This is a genomic window from Verrucomicrobiales bacterium (assembly GCA_016793885.1).
GTDB lineage: Bacteria > Verrucomicrobiota > Verrucomicrobiia > Limisphaerales > UBA11320 > UBA11320.
Window position 1 is genome coordinate 1 of the sequence record JAEUHE010000094.1, and the last position, 3,092, is coordinate 3,092.

The 3,092-nt window shown below is 56.4% G+C and carries 1 protein-coding gene; it reads left to right on the top strand.

What is annotated here, in order from left to right:
* On the top strand, positions 1–2,364 hold a 2,364-nt coding region (locus tag JNN07_11165), incomplete at its 5' end, for a relaxase domain-containing protein (GenBank protein MBL9168291.1).
* Positions 2,365–3,092 lie beyond the last annotated feature (728 nt).

Genomic DNA, 3,092 nt, shown 5'->3' on the forward strand with positions numbered 1-3,092 from the left:
ACCCAGAATGTCGCCGCTGCCCTATTCCGTCACGAAACCTCCCGGGCTATGGATCCGCATCTTCATACCCATTGCATCGTCTTCAACGCGACCTATGACGCCACCGAGAGCTGTTGGAAGGCCCTCCAGAACCACGACATGTTGGTAGCGTCTCGTTTCGTGCAAAATGTGTATTATCATGAGCTGACTCGCAAACTCCGCCGCTTTGGCTATTCGATCACCAACACGCCGCGCGGAGATTTCGAACTTGATGGGGTGGCTCCGGAGTTGATCCAGAAGTTCTCGAAACGCCACCGCCAAATCGATGATCAAACCCAGAAGCTCCTGGAAGCAGCACCCGACAAATCCGAATCGAACCTGGCAGAGATTCGAGATCACATCGCCCATAAACATCGGGCTCAGAAGTCTAGCGAGTTCAGCCCGGAGGAACTGCAGCGTCATTGGCAGAGCCAACTTACCCCTCTCGAGTCGGAGTCGTTAACCCGATTGACCGGTCCGGTAACGTCCGAACTCCCAGCGCAACGTGGTTTGGCCGAGAAGGCACTAACCTGGGCCGAAGACCACCTGTTCGATCGGCACTCGGTGGTGCGTGAGACAGACCTGTGGCGCCATGCTTTAGAGTTCGCCCGAGGCCAGGATATTCCGGTCACGGAACTACAATCCTTCAGTCGTGCGCGAAACTACCTTCGTGACGATCGCCGACCCGGTTTCGTCACCACCAAGGCCGCGCTCGAGCGGGAAAAGGCAATTGTTCACCTAGCCCGCTTGGGTTTGGGCACATCCCATCCTCTATGTACCCATTACACTCTCCGAAACCAATCGCTGGATCCGGAACAACGGAAAGCGGTGGATCGACTGGTTCGTTCTTGCAACTTCATGTCGCTATTTCGCGGCGGGGCAGGAACCGGGAAGAGCTACACCCTCCGCGAGGTCCACGACATCCTCCGGACGAGCGGTCGACAAGTAATCGTCCTGGCCCCTCAACGCCAACAAGTGATCGATCTGGAGAAGGATGGTTTTCAGCAAACTGCCACCGTGAGTGCTTTCCTAGCCCAGCCGGAAATGAAAAGAGGCACCGTCGTCATCGTGGATGAGGCAGGCCAACTCGGCGGGAAGCAAATGATCGCTCTGATCGAAAAGATCAAGATCGGGTCAGGGCGAATATTCCTGTCCGGTGATACGCGCCAGCATGGACCGGTTGATGCGATGGACGCCATGCGCGCCATAGAGAAATATTCCGGATTGGAGCCTATCGAACTCACCACGATCCGCCGCCAAAATCCAGAACTGGCCAAGACCAAAAAGGAACGACAGCGGATCAAACAATACCGCCGCGCCGTGCGCGAAGCCCGGGACGGCAAGGTTTTCGAATCCTTCCAGCGACTAGAGCGCCAGGGAGCCATCACGGAGTCGGGAACCGAAGACCACGGCAAAAGGCTGATCGACTGTTACCTGGACCAAGTCGACCGGGGAGACTCGACCGTCATCGTTTCCCAGAGTTGGGATGAGATTCATCGCATCAACGAGTCGGTGCGAGCTGCACTGAAAGAACGTAAGAAAGTCGGTGAAATCGAGACCCCGCTATCGACCCTGGTCCCTCGTGACGCTACCGAGGCGCAGAAACGAGACCCACGAACCTACACGGACCAAACGCGCGTGGTGTTTAATCGGAACGTACGTGGCTTTAAGAAGGGAGACCAGGCCCGTCTGGTATCTGTCACCGACACCCATCTCGAGGTCGCTCAGGGCTCGAAGACAGCCTCCATCCCGTTCAAACATCTGGATCGAATCACGCTCTGTGAGCAGAAGGAACTGAAGGTCGCCCCCGGAGATCGTATCCAACTCAAATCAAACGGCCTTAGCGCAGACGGACGTCGGCTAGCGAACGGCGAACTGGTCACGGTGAGACGAGTCTTGAAGGACGGAAACCTACAGTTAACCGATGCCCGCGTCCTAGGCACGTCCTTCCGTCAGTTCATCCGGGGCTATGCCGTGACGTCCTACGGAGCCCAGGGGAAGACGGTGGACCAAGTTATCTTCTCAGATTCCTCCGTTCAAGCCGCCACCAGCCACGAGCAGTGGTACGTCACGATTTCACGCGGAAGAAAGGGCGTCCACATCTTCACCCGCGACAAAGCTCAACTGCGCGAAAGCATCACCCGAAGCAGCAGCCGGCCGTTTGCAATGGAACTGAGATTGCCGACCGCGCCAGCAGTCTCACAGAGGGTACACGGCGTTTCAAAGTCTCCAATTAGGAATTCTGCTCAACCACAGCGCCGCATCGGGCCTACAAAGGCCTCACACTTTGCACTTCCGAAAATACCACACCCTCACCCCCAACGAAGAGGTGTGCGCACCGGGTGATGAACAGGAGCAGTTTCCTCCATGAGCAAAAGGATAGCGGCACGGAGATGCCAGAAAATGGAAAGTTTGCTCGCGAATGTTTACCGCCGTCGGACGCGAGTCAAATGGTTGGGCAGATGCATGTTATCCTCCCAGAATTGCATGCCCGGGACAGGTAGTGGCCTGCCAAGCCGCTGCAGCTGTCGAAAAGCAAGATTGCCCACCTCAAATCCTGTGGTTAACGTCGGAGATCTCGATGAGCGCGGTTCCATTTGGATGCCCTGAGCTAAGTCGAACGCGTTGCCGACAGCCACTGCTGTCCTCCTCTCCTTCGGGGGCTCCCTGTTGTCCGAGCCCGAAGGTTAAATGGTGCCTATCTCCATTCTGTGCCCTCGTTTTCCCCGCGCTTTGCTGTCTGCGCTTTGCTGTCTTGCGTCGAGCCCTGACGGCCGCAGCGAGTCGTCGAATTCACACCGGCCACCAGGGGAGGAGGTGTTCAGCGGGTCGAATCTCATCCACCTCAAACACACTTGAGTATAACAATGGCCTTGATCCGAACTCAGTCTGGCAAAGCCTACCTGGTGAACCTCAACACATAGGAAACCTAGATGTCCAAGCTGTTGAAGTTCATCGGTTTTATCGATTGCGGATAGACCTCGAGAATTGATCTCGATGAGCAAAGCAGGGAGCCCATTGTCAGGCCACCGCCAACATGCTCCGAGTCAAGGTGAGCGAGACCTGCGATTGGA